Annotated in this window: 21 protein-coding genes and 1 pseudogene; 14 read left to right on the top strand and 8 right to left on the bottom strand. The window is 71.2% G+C overall.

Going from position 1 to position 24583, the window contains the following annotated elements:
- The first annotated feature begins 235 nt into the window (after positions 1-235).
- Positions 236-1162 carry an NAD(+)/NADH kinase gene (locus tag ABZU46_RS12230; RefSeq protein ID WP_354856738.1) on the top strand — a complete coding sequence of 309 codons (927 nt, stop codon included), beginning with the start codon at positions 236-238 and terminating at the stop codon, positions 1160-1162.
- A gap of 163 nt (positions 1163-1325) precedes the next feature.
- Positions 1326-3203: a nucleoside-diphosphate sugar epimerase/dehydratase gene (locus ABZU46_RS12225; RefSeq protein WP_354856736.1), complete on the top strand. Its 1878-nt coding sequence runs from the start codon at positions 1326-1328 to the stop codon at positions 3201-3203.
- A gap of 68 nt (positions 3204-3271) precedes the next feature.
- Here the strand turns inward: ABZU46_RS12225 and pgm are convergent, their stop codons facing one another.
- Together pgm and glgC are read right to left on the bottom strand one after the other, a co-directional pair.
- The gene (gene pgm, locus ABZU46_RS12220) at positions 3272-4909 is read right to left on the bottom strand and encodes a phosphoglucomutase (alpha-D-glucose-1,6-bisphosphate-dependent) (RefSeq protein ID WP_354856734.1); all 1638 of its coding nucleotides are present in this window, start codon (positions 4907-4909) and stop codon (positions 3272-3274) included.
- A gap of 28 nt (positions 4910-4937) precedes the next feature.
- On the bottom strand, positions 4938-6170 hold the full coding sequence (gene glgC / locus ABZU46_RS12215; RefSeq protein WP_354856733.1) for a glucose-1-phosphate adenylyltransferase: 1233 nt from the start codon (positions 6168-6170) through the stop codon (positions 4938-4940).
- Positions 6171-6242: 72 nt separating this feature from the next.
- On the opposite strand from glgC, the gene glgA reads away from it, so the two are divergent.
- Complete coding sequence (glgA, locus tag ABZU46_RS12210; RefSeq protein ID WP_354856730.1) at positions 6243-7448, top strand: glycogen synthase; 1206 nt, start codon at positions 6243-6245, stop codon at positions 7446-7448.
- A gap of 13 nt (positions 7449-7461) precedes the next feature.
- Positions 7462-7956, top strand: a complete 495-nt coding sequence (locus ABZU46_RS12205; protein WP_354856727.1) for a hypothetical protein — start codon at positions 7462-7464, stop codon at positions 7954-7956.
- On the opposite strand, the gene ABZU46_RS12200 is transcribed toward ABZU46_RS12205, so the two are convergent.
- A complete protein-coding gene (locus tag ABZU46_RS12200) occupies positions 7928-8872 on the bottom strand; it encodes an inositol-3-phosphate synthase (protein ID WP_354856725.1) in 945 nt (314 codons plus the stop codon). The genes ABZU46_RS12205 and ABZU46_RS12200 overlap by 29 nt on opposite strands.
- Positions 8873-8980: 108 nt before the next feature.
- Here ABZU46_RS12200 and ABZU46_RS12195 point away from each other — a divergent pair, with 108 nt between their 5' ends.
- Positions 8981-10231 (top strand): DUF222 domain-containing protein, encoded by a 1251-nt coding sequence (locus tag ABZU46_RS12195; RefSeq protein ID WP_354856722.1) that lies wholly within the window; start codon positions 8981-8983, stop codon positions 10229-10231.
- 22 nt (positions 10232-10253) lie between these two features.
- On the opposite strand, the gene ABZU46_RS12190 is transcribed toward ABZU46_RS12195, so the two are convergent.
- Complete coding sequence (locus tag ABZU46_RS12190; RefSeq protein ID WP_354856720.1) at positions 10254-11432, bottom strand: helix-turn-helix domain-containing protein; 1179 nt, start codon at positions 11430-11432, stop codon at positions 10254-10256.
- Between the two features lie 430 nt (positions 11433-11862).
- Here ABZU46_RS12190 and ABZU46_RS12185 point away from each other — a divergent pair, with 430 nt between their 5' ends.
- Complete coding sequence (locus tag ABZU46_RS12185; protein ID WP_354856718.1) at positions 11863-12090, top strand: winged helix-turn-helix domain-containing protein; 228 nt, start codon at positions 11863-11865, stop codon at positions 12088-12090.
- 234 nt (positions 12091-12324) lie between these two features.
- Here the strand turns inward: ABZU46_RS12185 and ABZU46_RS12180 are convergent, their stop codons facing one another.
- Positions 12325-12780, bottom strand: a complete 456-nt coding sequence (locus ABZU46_RS12180) for a type II toxin-antitoxin system VapC family toxin (protein ID WP_354856715.1) — start codon at positions 12778-12780, stop codon at positions 12325-12327.
- Entirely contained in the window at positions 12770-13027 is a 258-nt protein-coding gene (locus tag ABZU46_RS12175; RefSeq protein ID WP_354856713.1) for an AbrB/MazE/SpoVT family DNA-binding domain-containing protein, read from the bottom strand. Before ABZU46_RS12175 ends, ABZU46_RS12180 begins: the two co-directional genes overlap by 11 nt.
- 116 nt (positions 13028-13143) lie before the next feature.
- Between ABZU46_RS12175 and ABZU46_RS12170 the strand changes: the two genes are divergently transcribed.
- Both ABZU46_RS12170 and glgB read left to right on the top strand, forming a co-directional pair.
- On the top strand, positions 13144-15375 hold the full coding sequence (locus ABZU46_RS12170) for a maltotransferase domain-containing protein (RefSeq protein WP_354856710.1): 2232 nt from the start codon (positions 13144-13146) through the stop codon (positions 15373-15375).
- Positions 15363-17465, top strand: coding sequence for a 1,4-alpha-glucan branching protein GlgB (gene glgB, locus ABZU46_RS12165; protein WP_354856709.1), 2103 nt, complete (start codon positions 15363-15365; stop codon positions 17463-17465). The genes ABZU46_RS12170 and glgB overlap by 13 nt, the downstream gene beginning before the upstream one ends.
- Positions 17466-17581: 116 nt before the next feature.
- Here glgB and ABZU46_RS12160 read toward each other — a convergent pair whose 3' ends face one another.
- Entirely contained in the window at positions 17582-17908 is a 327-nt protein-coding gene (locus ABZU46_RS12160; RefSeq protein ID WP_354856707.1) for a hypothetical protein, read from the bottom strand.
- 1004 nt (positions 17909-18912) lie between these two features.
- On the opposite strand from ABZU46_RS12160, the gene ABZU46_RS12155 reads away from it, so the two are divergent.
- Together ABZU46_RS12155 and ABZU46_RS12150 are read left to right on the top strand one after the other, a co-directional pair.
- Entirely contained in the window at positions 18913-19275 is a 363-nt protein-coding gene (locus tag ABZU46_RS12155) for a hypothetical protein (protein WP_354856706.1), read from the top strand.
- Complete coding sequence (locus ABZU46_RS12150; RefSeq protein WP_354856705.1) at positions 19272-19802, top strand: DUF6036 family nucleotidyltransferase; 531 nt, start codon at positions 19272-19274, stop codon at positions 19800-19802. Before ABZU46_RS12155 ends, ABZU46_RS12150 begins: the two co-directional genes overlap by 4 nt.
- Before the next feature lie 16 nt (positions 19803-19818).
- Here the strand turns inward: ABZU46_RS12150 and ABZU46_RS12145 are convergent, their stop codons facing one another.
- Positions 19819-20859: a phosphatase domain-containing protein gene (locus ABZU46_RS12145; RefSeq protein ID WP_354856704.1), complete on the bottom strand. Its 1041-nt coding sequence runs from the start codon at positions 20857-20859 to the stop codon at positions 19819-19821.
- A gap of 84 nt (positions 20860-20943) precedes the next feature.
- On the opposite strand from ABZU46_RS12145, the gene ABZU46_RS12140 reads away from it, so the two are divergent.
- The 4 genes and pseudogenes from ABZU46_RS12140 to ABZU46_RS12125 all read left to right on the top strand — a co-directional run.
- The gene (locus tag ABZU46_RS12140; protein WP_354856702.1) at positions 20944-22650 is read left to right on the top strand and encodes a hypothetical protein; all 1707 of its coding nucleotides are present in this window, start codon (positions 20944-20946) and stop codon (positions 22648-22650) included.
- 52 nt (positions 22651-22702) lie between these two features.
- On the top strand, positions 22703-23500 hold the full coding sequence (yaaA, locus tag ABZU46_RS12135; protein ID WP_354856700.1) for a peroxide stress protein YaaA: 798 nt from the start codon (positions 22703-22705) through the stop codon (positions 23498-23500).
- A gap of 106 nt (positions 23501-23606) precedes the next feature.
- Positions 23607-24299, top strand: a complete 693-nt coding sequence (locus ABZU46_RS12130) for a hypothetical protein (protein WP_354856698.1) — start codon at positions 23607-23609, stop codon at positions 24297-24299.
- Positions 24300-24379: 80 nt separating this feature from the next.
- Positions 24380-24583 (top strand): annotated as a pseudogene (locus tag ABZU46_RS12125) (hypothetical protein); the annotation flags it as partial.

Raw genomic sequence — 24583 nt, 5'->3', positions numbered from 1 at the left:
CCGGTGGGCAGCCGACGCCCCGTCCCTGGTTGGCCGATCCGTCCGCGCCTCGGTTCCACCGGTCGGCCCGCCGGGGTCGAGGGCAGCCCCGGGCCAGGTCATCGCGCGCGCCCCCTTTGGGATGTTGTTGGTCGCTCCTGACCCAACGAACCAACCGACCGGGCGAAACGCCCTTGCGTACGCGGTCGTCGCGGGTCGGCCCGTGCGGCCGCCCAAACTGTGATGAGCTGGGAACATGGATCGGTTCCGGCTCGGGCTGGTGCTCCATCCCACCCGGGACGTGTCCCCGGTGGTGGGCACGATCGTGGCCTGGGCCGCCGAGCACCACGCCGTCCTGGCGGTTCGCGAACAGGACCGGCACCGGGTGCCCGAGCCGGTCCGGGGGGTGCCGGAGGAGGAGCTGGCCGCCGGGTCGGACATGCTGGTCGCCATCGGCGGGGACGGCACGATGCTGGGCGCGCTGCGGCTGGCCGTCCACGACCCGAAGCCGGTGCTCGGCGTACACCTGGGCAAGCTGGGGTTCCTCGTGGAGGTCGAACCGCCGGACCTGCCGGCGGCGCTGGCCCGACTGCTGACCGGGGAGTACACCATCGAGGCACACAGCTGCCTGGCCTGCACGGTGTGCGGCGACGACGTCGTCGCGTTCAACGACATCGCGCTGGTCCGCCATCCGGGGCAGGGCTTCGTCAGCGCGAACCTGAGCGTGGACGGGCAACAGTACGGCTACTACCGCTGTGACGCGGTGGTCGTGTGCACCCCGACCGGGTCGACCGCCTACAGCTACGCCGCCGGTGGACCCCTGATCTCGCCGGCGACGCGGGCCGTGGTGGTGACGCCGAGCGCTCCGATGGCCGGCATCTCCCGGTCGGTGGTGCTCTCGCCGGAGGAGACGGTGCGGCTGGACCTGCGGCCCGGGTCCGGGCCGGTCTCGGTGGAGGTGGACGGGCGGGTGATCCGCAACAGGTCGACGACGGGTGCGGTGGAGGTGCACTACCGCCACGGCGCCGGCCTGGTGGTCCGCCTCGATCCGCGCCGCCACCAGGAACGCAATCAGCTCAAGCTGGGGCTGCTGGATCTTCCCCTGTTGCCGGAGCAGCTTCGCGAGTTGCTTCCCGAGAGCCTGCGTCGCCAGCTCGGCCGCCGCGAGGAGCCTCGCCGGTAACGGCACTTTCGTCGGGCTTCCCGACACTGAATCAGACAAACGGTTATGGAAATGTGAAAACCGGATTCCGTGTCGCAAAATCCGTTAAGCAGTTAGGGGACGTGTGTGGCCCCCTGACCTGCCCTGGGTCACCCCCGGCCACGGACAGGACAGGGAGTCGTAGATGCCGCCGGAGATACAACGGGTTGAGCCAACGACATCACCAGCCACCGGCCGGGCCAGGGTGAGTCGTCGTCGGACCGCCGTCTTCCTCGCCGCCGACGCCCTCGGCTGGGTCGGCGGGTTCACGGTCGCAGGCTGGGCGAGGTACGAGTTGGCTCTCACCATCGACCAGGCGGTCAACGCGGTACTGCTCGGCGGCGGGGCCGCCGTGCTGCACGTCGGCGTCAGCGCGCTGCGTCGCATCCGTTCCGGTCGTCAACCCCTCGGCACCGTCGAGGAGGTTCGTGGCCTCGCCGGCACCACCGCCACCACCGCGGCGATCGTCCTCGTCGCCCTTCTCACGCTGGGCGAACGCCCGGTGCCGGCCAGCACCCCGGTGATCGGTGCCGCGCTGGCGCTGCTGCTGATGCTCAGCTGCCGGCTCCTGCACCGCCACCGACGGGACCGTGCGATGCGACCGGACGCCCGCTCGGCCACCCCGGTGCTGCTCTTCGGCCTCGGCGAGGCCGGGCAGGGGCTGGTGCGCGCGATGCTCAGCGACCCGAAGGGCCGCTACCTGCCCGTCGGCGCACTCGACGACGACCCGGGCAAACACGACCTCCGCATCGCCGGTGTCCCGGTGCTGGGCGGCCGACAGCACCTCGTCGACGTGATCCGCCGCACCGGCGCCACCACAGTGATCTTCGCGGTGGCCAACGCCGACGCCACGCTGATCCGCGAGGTGCGGGAGGCGACCCTGCGCACCGGCGCAGCGTTCAAGGTCCTGCCACCGGTCCGGGATCTGGTGGATCACCGGATCACTGTCAGCGACGTGCGGGACGTCCAGATCAGCGACCTGCTTGGCCGACGCCAGGTGGTCGGCGACCTGACCTTGGACGACAACGGGCTCACCGGTCGACGCGTTCTGGTCACCGGCGCCGGAGGCTCGATCGGCTCGGAGTTGTGCCGGCAGATCATGCGGGCCAACCCCGGTGAGCTGATGATGCTGGACCGGGACGAGTCGGCCCTGCACAGCCTCCAGATGTCGCTCACCGGACGTGCGCTGCTGGACGGCCCCGAACTCATCCTCGCCGACCTGCGGGACGACGAAGGTATCCGACGCATCATGCGGGAACGCCGCCCCGAGATCGTCTTCCACGCCGCCGCGCTGAAGCACCTGACCCTGCTGGAACGGCACCCGGGCGAGGCGGTCAAGACCAACGTCTGGGGAACGCTCAGCGTGCTGGACGCGTGCCGGGACGTCGCCCGTTTCGTCAACATCTCCACCGACAAGGCCGCCGACCCGATCAGCGTGCTCGGCTACTCAAAGCGCATCACCGAGATGCTGACCGCGCACGCTGCGGCGACCTACCCGGGCACCTTCCTGAGCGTCCGGTTCGGCAACGTCCTGAGCAGCCGGGGCTCGGTGGTTACTGCCTTCCAACGGCAGATCGAGGCGAGGCAGCCGCTGACAGTCACCGACCCCAACGTGACCCGGTACCTGATGACGGTGCAGGAGGCGGTGCACCTGGTCCTCCAGGCGGCCGCCATCGGCCGCGACGGGGAGGCCCTGGTGCTCGACATGGGCGAGCCGGTCCGGATCGACGACCTCGCCCGCCGCATGGTCGAGCGGTCGGCCACTCCGGTCCCGATCGTCTACACCGGGCTACGCCCGGGGGAGAAGCTGCACGAGGACCTGCTCGGTCAGGGCGAGGCCGACCACCGGCCACTGCACCCGCTGATCTCGCACGTGACCGTTCCGGCCCTGGACCCCCTCGAGGTCAGTGGACTGGATCCGTTCGACGAACCTGCCAAGGTCGTCGATCAGCTCGCCCGGCTCTGTGGCAGCCCGCACGGCTCGCTCCCCCAACGGCGCGGGGGCGTACCGCTGGCTCGCTGACCTCGCGGAAACGGGGCCGACGCCTTCTGGCGTCGGCCCCGCCGCGTTCGAGGTAGAAGCCCGACCGCTCAGCCGAGAACCTGCGTGACCAGGTCCTGGGCCTCCTGCTGGAGACGGCGGAGGTGCTCCGGGCCCTGGAAGGACTCGGCGTAGATCTTGTAGACGTCCTCGGTGCCGGACGGGCGGGCGGCGAACCAGCCGGACTCCGTGGTGACCTTCAGGCCGCCGATCGGTGCGCCGTTGCCGGGGGCGGTGGTCAGGGTCGCGGTGATCGGCTCACCGGCCAGCTCGGTGGCGTCGACCTGGTCCGGGGAGAGCTTGGCGAGCACGGCCTTCTGCTCCCGGGTGGCCGGGGCGTCGATCCGGGCGTACGCGGGCGCGCCGAAGCGCTCGGCCAGCTCCGCCCAGTGCTCGCTCGGGCTGCGCCCGGTCGTGGCCAGGATCTCGGAGGCCAGCAGGCAGAGCAGGATGCCGTCCTTGTCGGTGGTCCAGGTGGAGCCGTCGCGGCGCAGGAACGACGCCCCGGCGCTCTCCTCACCGCCGAAGCCGACCGAACCGTCGAGCAGGCCGGGCACGAACCACTTGAAGCCGACCGGCACCTCCAGCAGCGGCCGGCCCAGGTCGGCGGCCACCCGGTCGATCATCGAGGAGGAGACCAGGGTCTTGCCCACCGCGGCGGCCGGACCCCAGTTGGCGCGGGTGCGGAACAGGTGCCCGATCGCCACCGCCAGGAAGTGGTTGGGATTCATCAGGCCGGCATCGGGGGTGACGATGCCGTGCCGGTCGGCGTCGGCGTCGTTGCCCGTGGAGATCTGGTAGTCGGCGCGGGCGGCGATCAGGGACGCCATCGCGTTCGGCGAGGAGCAGTCCATCCGGATCTTGCCGTCCCCGTCCAGGGTCATGAACCGCCAGGTCGGGTCGACCGTCGGGTTGACCACCGTCAGGTCCAGCCGGTGCCGCTCGGCGATCTCGCCCCAGTACGCCACGCTGGCCCCGCCGAGCGGGTCCGCGCCGATCCGCACCCCGGCGTCGCGGATGGCGTCGATGTCGATCGCCGCCGGCAGGTCGTCGACGTAGTGCGCGAGGAAGTCGTACTCACCGGTGGTGTCGGCGGCCCGGGCCCGCGCGTAGGTGATCCGGCGGACGTCCTTGAGCCCGGCGGCGAGGATCACGTTGGCGCGGTCCTGGATCCAGCGGGTGACGTCGGTGTCGGCGGGCCCGCCGTTGGTGGGGTTGTACTTGAAGCCCCCGTCGTCGGGCGGGTTGTGTGACGGGGTGATGACGATGCCGTCGGCGAGCCCGCTGGTGCGGCCTTGGTTGTGGGTGAGGATCGCGTGCGACAGCGCCGGGGTGGGGGTGTAGCCGTCGCGGCTGTCGACCAGCACGGTGACCCCGTTGGCGGCGAGCACCTCCAGCGCGTCCACGGCGGCCGGCGCGGAGAGCGCGTGCGTGTCCCGGGCCAGGAACAGCGGGCCGTCGAGGCCCTGCTCCCGCCGGTAGTCGCAGAGCGCCTGGGTGACCGCGAGGATGTGGTCGGAGTTGAACGCGTTGCGCAGGCTGGAGCCCCGGTGGCCGGAGGTGCCGAAGGACACCTGCTGCGCCGGGTCCGCGGGGTCCGGATGCTCGGCGTAGTAGGCGGTCACCAGGCGCGGCACGTCGACCAGGTCGGCGGGCTCGGCGGGCTGGCCGGCACGGGGATGGGTCACGGGGTCTACCTCCTTGATAGTGCGACGGTCACAGCTCGACCCGCTGGCCCTTGCCGATCACCACGATGCCGTTGTCGGAGACGGTGTAACGCTGCCGGTCCTTCTCCAGGTCGACGCCGATCTCGGCGCCCTCGGGGACGAACACGTTCTTGTCCAGGATGGCCCGGCGAACCACCGCGTGCCGGCCGATCTCGACACCCTCCATCAGCACCGAGCCCTCGACGTGCGCCCAGGAGTGCACCCGCACCTTCGGCGACACGATCGAGTTCTCCACCAGCGAGCCGGAGATCACCACACCCGGCGAGACCATCGAGCCGACCGCGCGGCCGACCCGCTCACCCCACTGGTGGACGAACTTCGCGGGCGGCCACGGCGGCTGCTCCGTGTAGATCGGCCACTCGAAGTTGTAGAGGTTGAAGACGGGGTGCACGTTGATCAGATCCATGTGCGCGTCGTAGAACGAGTCGAGCGTCCCGACGTCGCGCCAGTAGCCGCGGTCCCGGTCGGTGCTGCCCGGCACCTCGTTGTCACGGAAGTCGTAGACGTTCGCCTCGCCCCGCTCGACGAGCATCGGGATGATGCTGCCGCCCATGTCGTGCTTGCTGGACTTGTCCGCCGCGTCCCGCTCGACCACCTCGCACAGAGCGCGGGTGGTGAAGACGTAGTTGCCCATCGAGGCGTAGATCTCGTCGGGCGCGTCCGGCAGTCCGACCGCGTCGGTGGGCTTCTCACGGAACGCACGGATCTTCCGGCCGTCCTCGCCGACCTCGATGACACCGAACTGGTCGGCCATCGAGAGGGGCTGACGGATGCCGGCGACGGTGACCGCCGCGCCGGAGGCGATGTGGTCCTCCACCATCTGCCGCGGGTCCATCCGGTAGATGTGGTCGGCGCCGAAGACGATCACGTAGTCGGGCTGCTCGTCGTTGATGAGGTTGAAGCTCTGGTAGATGGCGTCGGCCGAGCCGGCGAACCACCACGGACCACGACGCTGCTGCGCGGGCACCGGGGTGACGTAGTTGCCGAGCAGGGTGGACATCCGCCAGGTCTTGGTGATGTGTCGGTCGAGGGAGTGGGATTTGTACTGGGTCAGCACGACGATCTTGAGATAGCCGGCGTTGGCCAGGTTGGAGAGGACGAAATCGACCATGCGGTACATCCCGCCGAACGGGACGGCCGGCTTGGCCCGGTCCGTGGTGAGTGGCATCAGGCGCTTGCCCTCCCCACCCGCCAGGACGATCGCGAGCACCTTGGCAGCCATGCCCAGACGCTATCCACCCGCGTCGCACTTCACCACTCGTACGGGGAGTCTTCTGCACTAGGGTGCGGGGTCATGACGGAACCCACCCCGCTGCGCGTCGATCTGCTCACCCGCGAGTACCCACCGGAGGTCTACGGCGGCGCGGGCGTGCACGTCGAGTACCTGGCCCGGGAGTTGCGCCACCTCACCGACGTACGCGTGCACTGCTTCGGCCTGCCGCGCACCGAGCCGGGCGTCACGGCGTACGCCGATCCGCCCGGCCTGACCGGCGCGAACGCCGCGTTGCGGACGATGGGTGTGGACCTGGAGATGGCCGCCGGCACCGCCGGCACCGACGTGGTGCACAGCCACACGTGGTACGCGAACCTGGCCGGGCACACCGCGAAGCTGCTGCACGGGGTGCCGCACGTGCTGACCGCGCACAGCCTGGAGCCGCTGCGACCGTGGAAGGCCGAGCAGCTCGGCGGCGGCTACACGCTCTCCTCCTGGATCGAGCGCACCGCGATGGAGGCCGCCGACGCGGTGATCGCGGTCAGTGCGGGAATGCGCAACGACGTGCTCGCCGCCTACCCGCAGATCGACCCGGACCGGGTCCGGGTGGTCTACAACGGCATCGACACCGTGCAGTACGCCCCGGACTCCGGCACCGACGTGCTGGAGCGGCTCGGCATCGATCCCGCGCTGCCCAGCGTGGTGTACGTGGGCAGGATCACCCGGCAGAAGGGCCTGCCGTACCTGTTGCGGGCGGCCCGGGAGCTGCCGGCCGACACCCAGCTCGTGCTGCTCGCCGGCGCACCCGACACGGCCGAGATCGCCGCCGAGGTGGAAGAGCTGGTCGCCGAGCTGCGGGCCAACCGCTCCGGCGTGGTCTGGGTGGCCGAGATGCTGCCCAAGCCCGAGGTGATCCAGGTGCTCACCCACGCGACAGTCTTCGTCTGCCCCTCGGTGTACGAGCCGATGGGCATCGTCAACCTGGAGGCGATGGCCTGCGAGACGGCTGTGGTGGCGACCGCCACCGGCGGCATCCCCGAGGTGGTGGCCGACGACGAGACCGGCCTGCTGGTGCCGATCGAGCAGGCCACCGACGGCTCCGGGACGCCGTTGCGGCCGGAGAGGTTCGTGGCCGACCTGGCGTCGGCGATCAACACGCTGCTCGCCGACCCGGCCCGCACCGAGCGGTTCGGCCTGGCCGGCCGTCGGCGCGCCGTTGAGCACTTCTCCTGGGACGCCATCGCCCGCCAGACCCTGGAGGTCTACCGCTCCGTCGGCGCGGCCTGAGGGAGCCGGCGAGATGCGGTACGACGAACTCGAAGCGGCGATCCTCCAGTTGGTCGTCGAGGCTGACGAGGCCAAGCTGCGCGTCTTCGGCCTGGAGACGGTCACCCGGCTGGTCCGGAGCGAACTGCTCGACACCGCCTCGGACGACGAACTGACCGAGGACGCGTGGGCGGCGCTAACCAGCGCCCGCGAGAACGTCCGGACGGCCGACGCGACGGAGCTCCGCGCACGGTTGACGCGGATCGACGCGGGCATCCTCGCCGACGGCGACCTGGATCAGGGGATCCTGATCGTCCTCACCGCGCTCGAACACTGGACCACCTACCTGGAGGAGGACCGGCGCGAGGAGCTGTACGAGTTGGCCATCCGCTCCGTCGAGGAGGTCGACTTCCAGGTCTCGGCCGACCTCGACGACGTCCTCGCCACCCCGGAGATGACCGCCGAGTACGAGCGGATGAAACGCCTGCTCACCCCCGGCCTCAGATCGCCGTCCCCGGCGGCGACTTGAGCAACGACGTCGCTTCGGCGCAGTAACCACCACGCCCGTTCCGGAGCGCGCTGGCGGCGATGCGGATGAGGTCGATGTTGACCCCCGCAGCGCCACTCGGATCGTGCACCTTCAGCTTCACGTCGAGGCTCACCGCTGTCTCACCCCAACCCTGCGCCTCAAGGTTGAGGTGGGCCACCTTCTGCGACGCGAGATGCGGCAGGTACCCGAGCGGGGCGACCTCGACGCTGTCAGCGCCCGACAGGGCGTTGAGCTTGGACTGCTTCTTGGTGTTGGGGTTTTCGACCAGGTTGCGGAAGTCTTCGGTGCCGCCCAGATTGACCTGGTAGGAGCTGACCAGGGTGAGGCCCCGCTCCGCCAGCAGCCGCAGCAGCGCGTTGTGCAGCACCGAGGTGCCGAACTGGCTGGCCAGGTCGTCGCCGAGCAGCGGTAGACCGGCTGCCGCGAACCTGTCGATCCAGCGTGGATCGCGCGCGACCGGGTCGGAGGTGGTGTTGATGAAGGCTACACCCGCCGTGTGAGCTGCCTCGGCGTACGCCTGGGCGGTCTCTGGCCGGCCGCTCGGCGCCGAGTAGAGCAGCACCTCCGCCCCTGCCAGCGCCGCTGCCACCCGCTGCACCTCGGTCGCGTCGACGAGGCCCTTCGTGACCGGCACACCCGCTTCGGGCAGGTCGCAGTCCAGCCGAGGGAAGTTGTTGGGCGCCAGAAAGATCGCCTCGGTCAGATCCCGGCCGATCTTCTCCGCGGAGGTGGCGAAAGCCGCCACGACGTCGATGTCCCCCACCCCGAGCCCGTCGATCATCGGCCGGCGAATGCCGACCAGGCTGCCGCTCTGGCGGTAGAGAGCAAGCCCCTGCACCAGTGCCGACGTGTTGTTGCCGACACCGACAACCGCGACCTTCACCCGTTCGATCATGGCGGGAGGCTACGTCACCTCCGCGCGTTTCGACGGGGTGGCGATCCGCTCCGACGGGACCACGAACGGTCTCCGGAAAGTGTCGTACAGGTGTTCTAGTCTCCTACTGTGATCGATGCGTTGGAGCAGGCCGAGGCCGCCGTGGCGGCCTGCTTCGACACGGCCGCCTGGGCTGCCAACGAGCGCGATCTCGTGGCGGCGCTGGATGCGACGCACCGCCTTGAGCAACGCCTGGCCGCGGTCAAGTTGACCCTCGTGCGCGAGCTGGACGGTCGAGGCACCGCGACTACGCAGGGCGCGTCCTCGACGGCCGTGTGGCTGCGTGGCCGGTTGCGCCTCGGGGTCGGTGCCGCCCGTCGTCTGGTCGAGCTGGCTGCGACGCTCGATGCTGCCCCGGCCGGGGTGCGTGACGCGTTGGCCGGCGGAGTGGTCGACGTGCAACAGGTCCGGGTCATCGCCGAGACGGTCGAGACCGTTCACGCCACGGCCGGCGCGGAGGCCGCCGACAAGGCCGTCGGTGTCCTCGTCGACTGGGCGGCGCAGTTCGACGCCGCCCTGTTGCGCAAGCTCGGCACCCGCATCCTCGACCACGTCGCCCCAGAGGTCGCCGACGCCGCCGCCGATGCGGCGCTGCGGGCGCAGGAGTCACGGGCCGCCCGCGACCGGCACGTCACCGTGAGCGAGCAGCCCGACGGTCGGCTGCGCCTCACCGGCGTTCTCGATGTTGAGGCTGCGGCCCTGCTGCGCGCCGCCATCGACCCGCTCACCACGCCCGGCGGCCCCGATGACACCCGCACCCCGGGCCAACGCCGCCACGACGCCCTGGCCGACGTCTGCCGACTCGCCCTGCGCACCGGCGAGCTGCCCGAGCACGGCGGTGACCCCACGCAGGTCGTCATCACCACCGGCTACGACGCGTTGGCCCGGCAGTTGGGCGCCGGAGCCCTTGACACTGGCCTTCAGCTCACCCCCGAGGCCGTGCGTCGGCTCGCCTGCGACGCCGCCATCCTCCCCGCCGTCCTCGGCGGCGTCGGCCAGGTCCTCGACGTCGGCCGGCAACGCCGCCTCATCACCGGCCCGCTGCGACGCGCCCTCGTCCTGCGCGACCGGGGTTGCGCGTTCCCCGGCTGCGACCGCCCACCCCGCTGGTGCGACGGCCACCACATCCGGCACTGGGCCGACGGCGGCGACACCAGCCTCGACAATGCGGTGCTGCTCTGCGGCCACCACCACCAACACGTCCACCGCGGTGACTGGACCGTCCACCTCGGCGGCGACGGCCACCCCGAGTTCGTTCCGCCCGCCTGGCTCGACCCCGAACAACTCCCCCGCCGCAACCACTACCACCGGCGCAACTAACCAACGGCTCACCGTCAGCGCGTCAGGCGACGCCGAGAGTGGCGGCGAGCTGGGCCAGGCCGGTGGGCGCATCGGCGGACCGCCACACGACGGCAACCAGCTTCCGCACCGCCGGCCGGTCGTGCACCTCACCGTGCGCGGTGCGTTCGGCGTCGAGCAGCGCGCGGCCGGCCCGGAGCATGTCGCCACCCCGGATGTACACGCGCGCCACATCAAGCAGGTACGCGGCCCGGTGCTCGGGTGACAGCCACCGCCACCCGTCGGTGGCGAGCAGCCGCTCATGCCGGACCGTCGCCACCGCGACATCTCCGAGCGCCGCCTCGACGACCACCCGGGCTGCCTCCACCGCCGCCGACCCGAAGTCAGTACACCCAGCGGAGCCACCACCGCGGTCGACGGTGCGGGCCAGCTCTGCGGCCCGGTCGAGGGACTGATGGGCGTTGCGCGCTCCTCCCCCGCGCGCGGCGGCGAGGGCGGCCTGGATCAACAACGTCCCGCGCAGCGATGCGGCATCCGGGGAATTAGCACCGGACGCCTCGATCCCGTGCGCGGCTCGGAGTGCGACGTCCGCGGCCGAGCGCCGACGCTCCCGGGACCGCAGGGCCTGACTCAACGGCACGGTGGCGACACCGGAGAGCCGGGGATCGTTGGTGGCGAAGGCGACGGCGATCCCACGGTCGGCCGCCAGCCACGCCAGCTCTCCCTGGTCGACCTTCACCAGCGCCAGGGCGATGAGCGCGTACACCGACACCAGCAGTGTGTCGCCCGCCCCGCCGGCGCGGGCGGCCTGCGTCGCACGTGCGGCGTCGAGCAGGCTGGGTAGCAGGGCGAGTAGCGCCGGGTACCGGGCATGCCGGTAGCTCTGGTCGGCGTGGTCCAGACGGGCTCGCAGCTCCTCGGCGGAGGGCGTCTGGGTCGAGCCCGGCAGGTGGTATCGGGCCAACGCCGCCCGGATCCCGTCCACCCCGGCCGCGACGGGCTGCGGACGGGCTGAGCGGGTGGCCAGCAGGACCTCCACGTCGATGCGGAGCGTCTCGGCGATCTCCCGGAGGTTGGACACCCGCTCCAACCGGCGTACCCCACGCTCGACCTTGTCCACCCAACTCTTCGACTTGCCGAGCCGGTCGGCGAACTGCTGCTGCGTCATGTTGCGCCGCACCCGCCACTGCGCGACCCGGCGACCCACCGGCAGCTCGTTCACCGCAGGCCCGTCGCGCTCACCGCACGATCCCGACCACAAACAACAGGAGTACGACCACCGCGATCACGAGTCCGTAGGTGTACTGCCGCCGGGTGAGCGGCGCCCGCGTCGGGTGCGGCGGACAGGGCACCCGGTCTCCGTCCGGCTGCGGAGGCCGGCCGCCGGCAACCGGGTACGCCGGCGGCAACGGCCCATCCGAAGAACGCTCGTCCAACTGTGCCTCCTCGAACATGGCGGAAGGGGTGGTAACGACGCAGGTCAGGGCGGAGCGACACGGGGGAACCGCCCCGCCCTGCCAGGAGGAACTCCGCTGCTGACGAGAGATCCCCTGCCCTCAACTTAGAAGGCACTGCCTTCACAGTCAACAGAGCATGCACGGTGAGTTACCCACAGTGCGAAGATCGGTGCGCTGACGAGAGGTGGCGCCACCATGCCGCAAGCACCGCTGTACGAGCAGATCATCGATGACGTTGCTGCTTCGATTCAGGCCGGCACGTTGCAGCCGGGCGACAAGCTGCCCTCCATCGCCGAGATGCGAGAGCAGTACCAGTCGAGCGCCTGGCCGGTGCGTTACGCCCTGCGGATCTTGGAGGAGCGAGGCTGGATCGTCACTCGCCAAGGCAAGGGCTCGTTCGTGGCGCCGAACCCGCCCGCCTGAGCCTGAGGACATACCCCGACTTCGTTGATCGTTGTCAGCTGAGCAGTGCGACACGCCGAGGGTGATGCTGCTGAGGTGCCACGGATCGTCGCCGCTCGCCTGAAACCACAGGCTCCTCGTGAAGATCCGCGCAACTTCGGGGAAACTGCTGCGTCGGCGCGCGTTGAGGCAGCAGTTTCCCCGAAGGCGTGCGGATCTTGGCTTGCGCTCCGGGAGCGGGGCGGGGCGGGGCGGTCAGTCGACCGGCGTGATCAGCGTCAGGGTTGGGAAGTACGTGTGGTATCGCGCCCCATCACGGGTCAGCAGGTGGTACCGGCACACGGCGGCATGCGCGCCGATGTAGAAATCGGCTACCGGCGACCGCTTCGTGCCACCCAGTTTGCGGTACCGCGCGTAGGCCTTGCCGGCGAGGAAGCCGGCCAGGTACGGAAGCTCCTCGCGCAGAAAGTCCCCTGCCGGCAATGCCTCGTCCAACTCCTCGATGCGGGCGAAACGGACCGACACCTCGGCGTACACGATGGGGTTGATCACCAGGTTGCCCGCGTCGCGGGCCTCGGCGAGGGCGGCGCCGGACCACTCCGCCCACTTGGCGTCGTCGGTCAGGATGTCCAGCAGCACATTGGTGTCGACCAGGGTCGTCACCGCGTCGGATGCACGCGACGGCACCGCGCGGAGCCGTTCACTCGCCACGCAGCAACTCCATCAACTCTTCGGTGGACATGTGCTCGGTCTCCTTGGCGCTGCCCCGACCGCGCATGTGGCGGACGAGTCGCTGACCCCGGGTGTCGGAGCCGTGTACGCGCACGATGCGCAGGGCCCCGCCCTCCTCCACCACGTCGACCTCGTCGCCCTCGTGCAGGTTGTAACGGGCTCGCAGCGCGGCCGGGATGGTCACCTGGCCCTTGCTGTTCAACCGCATGCTCTGTACCTCCGTCACGTAATACGAACGATACGTGACACCCACCGTTACGCGGTGCGTCCGATGAACCGCGCAGGGGGCTGAGCGGGGTGCTTGGCCGCGCGCGAAGGGATCTCGCACAGTAGGTTGGCGGGGTGACAGGACGGTTCCCGATCGAAGACGTCTCCCCCGTCGTCTCGTGCGGGCGGTACCCGGCGAAGGCAGTCGTCGACGAGCCGGTCCCGGTGTCGGCGCGCGCCTACCGGGAGGGGCACGACGCGCTGGGCTGCAACGTGGTGTGGGCCGGCCCGGACGGCGAGCAACGCCCGTTCACCCGGATGCGCCCCGGCGAACCGGGCCAGGACCGCTGGCACGCCACCATCGCACCGGACGCCGTCGGCTCCTGGACCTTCGCCGTCGAGGCGTTCCAGGACCCGTACCTGACCTGGCAGAACGCGGTGACCAAGAAGATCGCCGCCGGGCAGGGTCCGGAGGACCTGGCCAACGACCTGGCCGAGGGCGCCCGGGTGCTCGCCGCCGCCCGGGAGCTGGTGCCGGCCGCCGACCGGCCCCGGGTCGCCGACGCGCTCACCGCGCTTGTCGACACCGACCTGCCGTTGCCGCAGCGGGTCGACCCGGCGCTGGCCCTGGCCGACCTGCTCTGGGAGCACCCGGTGCGGGAGCTGGTGACCGCCGGTGAGGCGTACACCCTCTGGGTTGACCGCAAGCGGGCGCTCTTCTCGGCCTGGTACGAGTTCTTCCCGCGCTCCGAAGGAGCGGCGGGTGGGCGCTCCGGCACCTTCGCCACCGCCACCGAGCGGCTGCCGGGTGTGGCGGCGATGGGCTTCGACGTGCTCTACCTGCCGCCGATCCACCCGATCGGCCGGATCAACCGCAAGGGCCGCAACAACGCGCTCACCGCCGGGCCGACCGACGTGGGCTCGCCGTGGGCGATCGGCGCCGCCGAGGGCGGCCATGACACGATCCACCCCGACCTGGGTACGCCGGCGGACTTCCACGCCTTCATCCAGGCGGCCGCGGCGCAGGGCCTGGAGGTGGCGATGGACCTGGCGTTGCAGTGCGCGCCGGACCACCCGTGGGTCACCGAGCACCCGGAGTGGTTCACCACCCGGGCCGACGGCAGCATCGCGTACGCGGAGAACCCGCCGAAGAAGTACCAGGACATCTACCCGGTCAACTTCGACAACGACCCCGACGGCATCCGCGCCGAGGTGCTGCGCGTGGTGCTGCACTGGGTGGGCGAGGGCATCCGGATCTTCCGGGTGGACAACCCGCACACCAAGCCGTTCGACTTCTGGCACTGGCTGATCGCCGAGGTCAAGAAGGTCGACCCGGACGTGCTGTTCCTGGCCGAGGCGTTCACCCGGCCGGCCATCATGCACGGGCTCGGCAAGATCGGCTTCACGCAGTCGTACACCTATTTCACCTGGCGCACGACGGCCGCCGAGATGCGGGAGTACTGCGAGGAGCTGGTCGCGTCGGCCGACCACATGCGGCCGAACTTCTGGCCGAACACGCCGGACATCCTGCACTCCTCGTTGCAGCACGGCGGCCCGCCGATGTTCAAGATCCGGGCGGTGCTGGCCGCGCTGCTCTCCCCCTCCTGGGGCCTGTACGCGGGCTACGAACTGTTCGAGCACGTGGCCCGCCCCGGCGCGGAGGAGTACCTGGACAACGAGAAGTACGAGCTGCGCCCCCGCGACTGGGCCGGCGCCGAGGCGCAGGGCCGCTCGCTGGCGCCGTTCCTGGCCACCCTCAACCGGGTACGCCGCGACAACCCGGCCCTGCACCAGCTCCGTAACCTGCGCTTCCACGAGATCGACAACCCGGCGCTGCTCTGCTGGTCGAAACACGATCCGGACACCGGCAACACCGTCATCGTGATCTGCTCGTTCGACCCACGTGTGGTGCAGTGGGGCAACACGACGCTCGACATGCCGGAGCTCGGGTTCGACTGGCACGAGCGGTTCACCGTGTACGACGAGCTGACCGGCACCAGCTACGACTGGGGTCAGCGCAACGCGGTGCGGCTCGACCCGTACCTGCAACCGGCGCATGTGCTGACCGTCCGCCGTCCGACCCCGCCCGCCGCGCCGGCACCCGCGGGCGCCGAGCTGGCGGACCTCACCGTCGCCGACGTCCCGGACGACCTGTCCGGCGGCACCGCGCCGACGAGCCCGGCACCGACGAGCCCGGCACCGACGGCCGGCGCTGGCACGACGGCGGCTGCGCGCCGGCCCGCGGCCCGCCCGTCCCCGCCCCGCTCCGCGGCCGCCCGCGCATCCGCGGCCCGCTCGGCGAAGCCCCGCCCGTCCGCCTCCGCACCGACCGACGCCGCCCCGAAGGACGACCGATGGACCAGCTGATCACCGGCGTGACGCACGACCCGCACGCGCTGCTCGGCGCGCACCCCGCCGACGGATGGACGACGATCCGCACGATGCGCCGGGGCGCGGGCGACGTGCTGCTGCTCGTCGGCGACGAGCGGCACCCGATGAAGCGGGTGCACGACCTGGGCGTCTTCGAGACCCACATCGAAGGCACCGTGCTCGACTACCGGGTGGAGGTCGACGGCACCGTCCACGACGACCCGTACCGCTACCCGCCCACGCTCGGCGAGCTGGACCTGCACCTGATCGGCGAGGGCCGGCACGAGCGGCTGTGGGACGCGCTCGGCGCCCGGGTCTTCGACGAGGGCGTGGCGTTCAGCGTCTGGGCGCCCAGCGCGCGCGGAGTGCGGGTGGTCGGCGACTTCACCGGCTGGGGTCCGGACGACGGCTGGCCGATGCGGTCGCTCGGCTCCAGCGGCGTCTGGGAGCTGTTCGTCCCCAACGCCCGGGTCGGTGCCCGCTACAAGTACCGGGTGCTCGGCGCCGACGGAAAGTGGCGGGACAAGGCCGACCCCCTGGCCGCGTACGCCGAGGTGCCGCCCGCCACCGCGTCGGTGGTGCACCACTCGACCTACCGGTGGAACGACGCGGACTGGCTGGCCCGCCGGGCCGAGCGCCAGCCGCACCAGGAGCCGATGAGCGTGTACGAGGTGCACCTCGGCTCCTGGCGGCCCGGCCTGGGCTACCGCGAGCTGGCCGATCAGCTCACCGCGTACGTCACCGAGCTGGGCTTCACGCACGTCGAGTTGCTGCCGGTGATGGAGCACCCGTTCGGCGGTTCCTGGGGCTACCAGGTGACCGGCTACTACGCGCCGACGTCCCGCTTCGGTGACCCGGACGAGTTCCGCCACCTCGTCGACTCCCTGCACGCCGCCGGCATCGGCGTGATCCTGGACTGGGTGCCCGCGCACTTCCCCAAGGACGAGTGGGCCCTGGCCCGCTTCGACGGCACCCCGCTCTACGAGCACCCCGACCCGCGGCGCGGCGAGCACCCCGACTGGGGCACGTACGTCTTCGACTTCGGCCGCAACGAGGTGCGCAACTTCCTGGTCGCCAACGCGCTCTACTGGTGCGACCAGTTCCACGTCGACGGGCTGCGGGTCGACGCGGTCGCCTCGATGCTCTACCTGGACTACTCCCGCGACGAGGGCCAGTGGGCCCCCAACCAGTACGGCGGTCGGGAGAACCTGGAGGCCATCGCGCTCATGCAGGAGGTGAACGCGACGGTCTACAAGCACCACGCCGGAGTCGTGATGATCGCCGAGGAGTCGACCGCCTGGCCGGGCGTCACCCGCCCCACCGCGGACGGCGGGCTGGGCTTCGGGTTCAAGTGGAACATGGGCTGGATGCACGACACCCTGCTCTACACCTCGAAGGACCCGATCTACCGCCAGCACCACCACCACCAGCTGACGTTCTCCCTGGCGTACGCCTGGAGCGAGAACTACGTGCTGCCGATCAGCCACGACGAGGTCGTGCACGGCAAGGGCTCCCTGGCCGGCAAGATGCCCGGCGACACCTGGCAGCGGCTGGCCAACGTGCGGGCGCTGCTCGCGTACATGTGGGCGCACCCGGGCAAGCAGCTGCTGTTCATGGGCTCCGAGCTGGCCGACGACCGGGAGTGGAGCGAGGAGCGCGGCCTCGACTGGTACCTGCTGCACGACCCGGCCCGCGCCGGCGTGCAGCGGCTCGTCGGTGACCTCAACCGGGTCTACCGGGACACCCCGGCGCTGTGGGCGCAGGACACCGAGCCGGCCGGGTTCCGCTGGATCGCCGGAGACGACGTCGCCAACAACACCGTGTCCTTCGTCCGGATCGCCCCGGACGGTTCGACGCTGGTGTGCGTGGCGAACTTTTCCGCGTCTCCGCTGCACGACTACCGGATCGGCCTGCCGGCCGGCGGCACCTGGGCGGAGGTGCTCAACACCGACGCCCACCATTACGGCGGGTCGGGCGTGGGCAACCTGGGCGAGGTGCACGCCGAGGACGTGCCCTGGCACGGCATGGTCGCGTCGGCGGCCCTCCAGGTCCCCCCGCTGGGCGTCGTCTGGCTCCGCCAGAGCTGAGCACCGCCCCCAGCCTCATAATCACTTAATGCTGACCAGTTGCCAGGAGGCTCCTGGAACTGGTCAGCATCAAGTGATCAAGGCGCAGCTTGTTTCCAGAGCCGGCTCGACCTGTCTCACCATCTTCGGAAGTTGCAGATGTCTCTGACAAGGTGCTGCATCATAAGCCAGGTGCGAACCGGATCGACAAGCCCGGACTTCCCCACAGCCATCCTCGTGGTGTCTCGGGCAAGCAGGATCGCCGCAAACCATCCGGTGATCACCACAATTCCGCCCATGACGAACAGGATCACGGCCAACGGTTCGACTGTGGTTTCCAGGTCATCGAACCCTGCCAGCAACGTCAAGATGATCAACAACGGAAAGATGACGAGGGCAAGCCGGAAGCTCCGCACCGCCAGTCGCCACCTTGCTGTCTGCGTGATAGCCGTCAACTCTTCCACGTCATCAGCCTCCTGACCAGACAAGAGGGTGGAAGCCTCCGGCGCAGCCGATTTTCAGCGGCTCTACTACAGATCGCATGGAGGAAGAGCAACGCAGGGCTCGATTCCACGAGATGGACGTCCACCTGCATCTCCTTGCGAGAAGCAGCTGCCGGAACGATCGTCGTGGTGCCAACAATCTCCGCTGAGGGCAACCTCTCCCCAATTGACCCGGACCAGGCCGGCAACTGCGTGTATGGAAGCAACTCGCCCCGATCGACGCCGACCACCGCCAGCGCCTGCTCCAGACACGACAAGTCAACGGAACCTCTGTAGACAAGGCTCCTATTCAGGTTGTCCGGACTGTCCCAGAAGCTGGCTGCCTGTCGCGCACATTCGGGCAGGGGAAGATCGTATGCCGCCAGGACTTGCGCGGCCGTCTCGTCAGACCTGCCGCTGGGGTCATCCGATCCATTGGCCGCACATCCCGACAGCATGATCACAGCCATCACCACCGCTAAGGAAACTGCGCGCCGCGCCATGTCATTGCCGCCAAACACTGTCGGTAATCGCCCTACTGCACGGCGACCCTTACGATCCACGCCTCGCCACGTACCGATGCTGAATAGCGCTCGAGGTCAATCCGAACCACCACGTTCGATCAAGAGGAAAAGACCTCACCGTCCGCCAAGCCAACCGGCGATTCCAGCCGTTGACACGCGACATCGGGATAAGGGCCTATCGGGCGCAGCACCATCCACCCCGCTTCCCCGGCGCAGGATAGGCGGGTCGCCATGGACCATAGCGAAGCCTGGCAACCCACCGCCGCCCGCCGGAGCGGCGTCGGATCTGGCGGGCGGCCTCGGGGGGTCCGCGCCGAGACCCGGATGACTATCCCACCCGCGCAGGCCGCCACACTCGGTGCCGTCTGGCTCTGCCCCCGACAGGGAGGGCCTTGCGGCGGATTGGCGCAGCCTTGTACTAGCGTTGATGCTGTGAGCAATCGTCCTACGAGGTACGAGCCAATGACGATGGCACACCTGGGCGTCCTGCTCGTCGGGGCCGACGACACCAGGCGGTGGCGGCTGGTAGCGGAGTTCCTGGAGGAGTACGGCTGGGAACCTTCCGAGCATCGTGCTGACCTACTGATCCAGGAGCCGGCCCCGACAGGTGACGACCACTGGGACGTATTCCTCGCGGCACTGACGGAGTACCTTGCCGCCCGGGACGGGCGCGGCGCACCCGCCTGGGTCGAGACGCGGTCGCTGCGGCGATTCTGGTTCCCCTTCAACACCCGCGCTGCCCGCGTCGACGCCGTGGTGCACGCGCCTGCGGCGTTCCGGCGACGTGGGGTGTTCATCTCCCCAGAGGAGCTGAAGGTCGCGTGAGCGCCGACGACCCACTGCTCGACCGCACTGCCATCGAGGACGCCTTCCGCAGGCTCGGTGACCGGCTGGCCAGGCGGGGCGTGGTCGCCGACCTGTACATCTTCGGCGGGGCTGCCATGGCACTCGCTTACGACGCCCGTCGGGCAACCAGGGACATCGATGCCGTGTTTCAGCCACACGGCATCGTGCTCGACGAAGCGCGGGCTGTCGCCGATGAACTCGGGCTGCCGCAGTGGTGGCTGAACGAGCAGGCAAGCGTGTACGTCGCCGCTGGCGGGGATCCGGAGGCACCACGCGTCTTCGATCATCCGGGCTTGCGGGTTTCGGCGGCGTCCCCGGAGCACCTGCTCGCCATGAAAGTCCTCGCCGCACGACGTCGGGATGCCGAAGACATCCGCTTCCTGGTGGACCACCTCGGCCTCACGAGCCCCGAGGAGGCCCTGGGTCTCTGCGCCGAGATCTTCCCGGAGGAAGAGGTGCCGGGTCGGGCGAGACTGGTTCTGGAGGACGTGTTCGAAGGCCGCTAGGTCGGCAACGAATGCCTCAGACCAGGCCGGCGTCGCGCAGCAGTTGCCACAGGCCGGCGCCGTCCGGGGCGGACAGCCACTTCTGCCCCACCGGCCCCGACGAGGGGCGGCCGGCCGGGGCGGGCAGGCTACCGGCCAGCACCGACTGCGTCGGGGACAGCCTGCGGATCGCCACCCCGGCGACGTTCTCCGGGTGGGCGGCGGCGAACTCCCGGTAGATCTCCTGGTCGTGCTGGCCGTCGTCGCCGACCAGCAGCCAGCGCACGTCGGGGAACTCCTTGGCCAGCCGGGCCAGGGTGGAGCGCTTGTGCTCCATGCCGCTGCGGAACCAGCGGTCGGCGGTCGGACCCCAGTCGGTGAGCAGCAGCGGCCCGGCCGGGTAGAGGTGCCGGGACAGGAACCGGGTAAGCGTCGGCGCCACGTTCCACGCGCCGGTGGACAGGTAGAAGACCGGGGCGCCGGGATGCGCGGTGACCAGTCGCTCGTAGAGCACCGCCATGCCGGGCACCGCGTTGCGGGCGTGCTCGTCGAGGACGAACGTGTTCCACGCGGCGAGCAGCGGCCGGGGCAGCGCCGTCACCATCACCGTGTCGTCGATGTCGGAGAGGATGCCGAACTTCACGTCCGGGTCGATGATGCGCACCGGCGCGTCGACCGGCTCGGCGTCCGCCACGCTGAGCCGGACGGTGCCCCACCCGGGCGGCAGGTCGGCCTCGACGAGCGTGTCGACGAAACCGCTGCGGTCGGCCTGGGCCTCGTGCCGCACCCCGCCGGCCTCGATCTGCACCGTGACGTGCTTGGCGGGCAGGGTGGCGAAGCTGCGCCAGCCCCGGACCTTGTCCAGCCGGCCCCGCTGGCGGGTGTCCGGACGACCCAGCAGCACCCGGCACATCACCCGCACCCAGCCCGGACGGCCGTAGCCGGTGTAGGCGACGATGTTCATCCGCCAGCCGGTGCGCCGCAACCGACGCTCCACGAGCTGGTGCACGGCGTCCTCGATCCGCGCGGCCCGGTGCAGGTTCGGCACGGCCAGTTGGCCGGCGGGTGTGGGTGGCACGCGCCAACCCTGCCACACGTCGACGGTCACGGCCACGCGAGCCGGTCCGGACTGGGCGGAACCACCCCGACCGGCTCGTGGTCCGTGAAACACTCCGGTCGGGACGACGACGGGGGCGTGGTCGTGTCGCATCCAGAGCAGCACCGCGGGCGGTGGCGTCCGCGACTCGACCGGCCGGCGCTCGTCGCGCTGCTGTTCGGTCTGGTCGGTGTCGGGTACCGGCTGGTCCTCACGCTGTACACCGTGCCGGTGTCGAACAGCGACGAGGCGACCTTCGGGCTGGCCGCCCTGCACATCGGGCAGGGCCGGGAACACCCCGTCTTCCTCTACGGCCAGCACTACATGGGCATGCTGGAGTCGTACCTGGCCGCGCCGCTGCTCGCCGTGGCCGGGCCGAGCTGGCCGGTGCTGCGGCTGCCGATGCTCGCCCTGTACGCGGTCTTCCTCTACCTCGTGTACCGGCTCACCCGCCGGCTCTACACGCCGTGGTTCGCCGTCCTCGTCGTCGGCCTGCTGGCGCTGGGCCCGGAGCGGGTGGTGCGCGACCAGCTCACAGTGGTCGGCGGCCGGCCGGAGGTGAAGCCCGCGGTGCTGCTGATGCTGCTGATCACGGTGGGGCTGGCCGCCGGGACGGTGCGCCACCGTCGACTCGCCGTCGCGCTGTTCGGGCTGCTGGCCGGGCTGGCCGCCTGGTCGGACTGGCTGATCCTGCCGTACCTGGCGGTGGCCACGGTGGCCCTGGTCTGGGCGGTGCGGCGGGAACTGCTCGGCTGGTCCGGGCTGCTGCTGGTGGCGGGTTTCGTGGCCGGGACCGCGCCGATGATCGTCGACAACCTGCGCGCCGGGCCGGGTGAGGACTCGCTGACGGTGTTCCGGGAGGTCAGCACCAAGGCCGGCCCGCTGCCGTCGTGGACCGACCGGATCCGGGGCGGCCTGCTGGAGGGGGTGCCGTTGGCGCACGGGCTCTGCCCGGTCGACGGCTGCGGCCGGTGGCAGCAGTGGTTCGGCGTGTTGTACCCGGTGCTGCTGGTGGCCGCCGCGGCGCTCGCGCTCCTCGCGTACCGCCGGGCCGTCAGCATGCCGCGCGACAGGCAGGCCGCGGGGCCCGGCACGCCGGTCGCCGGCACGCCGCGTGGCGCGCGGGTCGGGCCGGTGGTGCAGCTCGCGCTTGTCGTCGGCGCGGCGTTGACCCTGCTGTCGTACGTCCGCAGCCCGCTCGCCGCGACGAGTCCCCTGGCCAACGCCCGCTACCTGTCGGTGCTGCAACTGTCGCTGCCGGCGGTGCTGTGGCCGCTCTGGGTGGCGGCCCTGGCCTGCTGGCGGGGCACGGTGGGCGTGCTCGGCCGGTTGGCCGGCGCGCTCGCCACCGCCGTGCTGGCGGCGTTGGCCGCGACGACGCTTGTGGTCACCGTGCTCTTCGCGACCACCGGCGCCGCCGCGTCGCGGACCGAGGAGCGTCAGGCCCGGGAGCTGGCCGCCGCGCTGCGCGCCGACGGGCCGCACGAGGTGTACGGGGACTACTGGACCTGCAACCGGCTGATCTTCAACACCGATGAGACGGTGGTCTGCGGGGTGCTCGACGGGGACCTGTCCCCCGGGCAGAACCGCTACCGCCCGTACTGGCGGCAGGTTGGGCGGGCCGCCCGGCCGGGTTACGTGGTGGAGATCGACTCGCCGATGGACCGGCGGCTGCGCCGGCTGCTCGCCGACCGGCCCGACGCCGCACCGGTGCGCGAGGTGGGCGGCTATCGCGTGTACCACCCCGACACCCCGGTGCGGCCCTGGCGCTAGCGGCGGGTCGTACGCTGGCCGGGCTGCCGCTTCACCCGCCCGAGGAGACCCGATGCTCATCCTGCTGCCGCCCTCGGAGGGGAAGGCCGACGCCGGCACCGGACGGCGGTGGACCCCCGACAAGCTCTCGCTGCCGGAGCTGAACCCCGCCCGCGAGCGGGTGCTCGACGCGCTCGTCGCGCTCAGCGCCGGGCCGGACGAGGAGGCGGCGCGGACGGCGCTCGGGCTCAGCGACGGCCAGCGGGGCGAGCTGCGCCGCAACGCCCGGCTGCGCGCGGCGGCCACCGCGCCGGCCGAGCGGCTCTACACCGGGGTGCTCTACGAGGCGCTGGAGCTGGCCACGCTGCCGTCGGCGGCGCTGCGGGCGGCCCGCCGGTCGATCCTGATCAGCTCCGGCCTGTGGGGGGCGGTGCGTCTCGCCGACCGGATCCCGCCGTACCGCTGCCCGATCGGCGCGCGCCTGCCGGGTGTCGGGGCGCTGTCGGCGTACTGGCGCGCGGAGCTGGCGCCGGTCCTGCCCGAGGCGGCCGGTCGGGGCCCGGTGCTGGACCTGCGCTCCGGCGCGTACGCCGCCACCTGGACGCCGCGCGGCGCACTGGCCGAGCGGACGGTGACCGTACGGGTGCTGCACGAGCGGGAGGTCGACGGTGTGCCGGTCCGCTCGGTCGTGAGCCACTTCAACAAGGCGACCAAGGGGCGGCTGGTGCGTGACCTGCTGGTCGCCGGGGCCCGACCGCGCACCGCCGCGGAGCTGATCGGCACGCTGCGGGAGCTGAAGCACACAGTGGTGGAGGAACCCGCCGTCCCCGGTCGGGTCCGGCAGGTGGACCTGGTGGTCACCGACCTGTAGCGGCGCGGGAGCCGCAAATTTTCCTCAAGGCTGGACGGGAGGCGTTCCGCAACGGCCGCGCAGGGGCCACGGTAGGGGAACCCAGACTCCGACAAGGGAGCCTCCGTTGGCCCGCGATCCCGCCCTGCTCGACCGGCCCCGTTCGCCGGCGACGCCACCCCCGCTGGACTGGCTGACCCTGGGCGACGCGTTCGAGGCCGCCTGCCTGCTGCGCTGCACGGCGCCGGCGACCGGCGCCCGGTCGGGCACCGCGCTGCCGTCGCACGCGCCGGGGGTCGAGTTCAACCGGGAGGACGCCGCGCAGCGGATGCGGCAGTTGCTCGCCCGCCTCGACATTCCGGTCACCCAGGAGGTGGCCGTCGGCGGCCTGCGCCGCCGCTACGAGCTGCACCGGCTCTGGGTGCCACCGGAGCACCGGAAGGCGTACGCCCGGATGGTGGATGCCGGTTGGTGGCAGGGGCGTCGGGAGCTGCTGGGCGGTCCCGTGCCGGGCGCCTCGCCGGCCCGCCGCCGGTGGATGTCCCGGCTCGCGGCGGCGGCGTGGCGCTCGGCGCTGCTGGCCGGCGGGCGGCACGTGCGGCGGCACATCCTCGGTGTGCGGCTCACCGACCGGGAATTGGCCGCCGTGCTGATCCGCAGTGCGGCCGTGCTCGACGTGCCGGCCGTGCTCCGCCCGGGCACCGGCTGTTTCCTGGTCAGCGTGGCCGACGGGCCGGACCGGGCGCGCATCCTGCGCAGCGCGTCGATGGAGCCGGCCCGCGGCGCGGTGCCCGAGCCGGCCCGCCACCCGGTCTGCTGAGCGGAGCCCGCGCCGCACCCACGGCGGCATCGACGGGTACGGGCTTGCGCGCGTCCGCCGGAGCGCGCACAGTGCACCGCGTGAGTCGTACCTCGTCGGGTCGGGCCGGTTCGCGCCGCGCGGGAGCGGCGGCGCTGGTGCTGGTCGCGGCGCTGACCGCCGCCGGCTGCCGGGACGAGCGGGCCGAGCCGCGGGGCGGATCTCTTGCCCCCAGCCGCCCCCCCCCCGCGAGCAACCCGGTCGGGGAGGGCCACCCGGCCCCCCTCAAACAGAACAGAAAAGAG

Origin of the sequence: Micromonospora sp. NPDC005197 (assembly GCF_040608295.1) — a bacterium.
GTDB lineage: Bacteria > Actinomycetota > Actinomycetes > Mycobacteriales > Micromonosporaceae > Micromonospora.
Note: the sequence above shows the minus strand (reverse complement) of the source record. Positions and strands in the feature narration are given on the sequence as shown.